Genomic DNA, 765 nt, shown 5'->3' with positions numbered 1-765 from the left:
GCATCGTCGCAAAGGCTTGGGGCATGTCCTCATGCAGACCCTGCACGAGGCTAGGCGCGATCCCCATAGTTTCGAACTGCTGGTCGCCACCGACGATGGTCGGGCACTCTACGAAACGCTGGGATGGGAGAAGATCGCGTCCTATGCCAGTGCCTCGATTGTAGTGATGTGATCACCGCCAGCCGGGGGCAACTCGCGACCAGAACACGCCGTTCCATGCCTCAGCGGGAACGACGGCTTATGCCGACACCTGCTATTTGCCCTGCCTGTATTCCGAGCGAAGGCGAATGGTTCCGCCGTCTTAAGTCCCTCTGGGTCAATTGACCGAGCGAGCCGCCGCCCACTCCAGCCGCATCGACTGGCTGCTTCTAATCCCTTGGCGCTTTGGCCTTCCCCGTTTCATCAGCCCATTTCTCAAAATGTTCGATCAGCGTCGCCCTTGCCTTGGCCTGCCCTTCAGACAGAGCGGACGCATCAAGGCGGGCAACCCGTGCCCGCAGGTCAGGATCATCGAAAAAGTCGGTGAAATCAATTTTCTCGAAATAAAAGAATGTCGTCGAGACGCGATCCTCGACGCTCTGCGAGCTGCCGGACCGCATGAAACGTTCTATCAAACCAGCAAGCCCTGCGTCGGCCTCGGCTTCTCGGGCAATCCATGCCCGAGGCTCTTCGACGCTTCCGGCATACTCCCGCCAGCGGTAAAGTGTGGACCGGCGTGCAAAAGGGGGTCTGACTCAAATTCCGTGCAATCCAGGTCACGCTGGC

1 protein-coding gene is annotated in these 765 nt (G+C 59.2%); it reads right to left on the bottom strand.

Translation table 11 applies throughout. The annotated features are described in order from the left end of the window. Positions 1-368: 368 nt before the first annotated feature. The gene (locus IE191_RS20915) at positions 369-614 is read right to left on the bottom strand and encodes a hypothetical protein (protein WP_191326364.1); all 246 of its coding nucleotides are present in this window, start codon (positions 612-614) and stop codon (positions 369-371) included. Positions 615-765: the final 151 nt, after the last annotated feature.

It is taken from the genome of Novosphingobium pokkalii (genome assembly GCF_014652855.1).
GTDB classification, from domain to species: Bacteria; Pseudomonadota; Alphaproteobacteria; order Sphingomonadales; family Sphingomonadaceae; genus Novosphingobium; species Novosphingobium pokkalii.
Note: the sequence above shows the minus strand (reverse complement) of the source record. Positions and strands in the feature narration are given on the sequence as shown.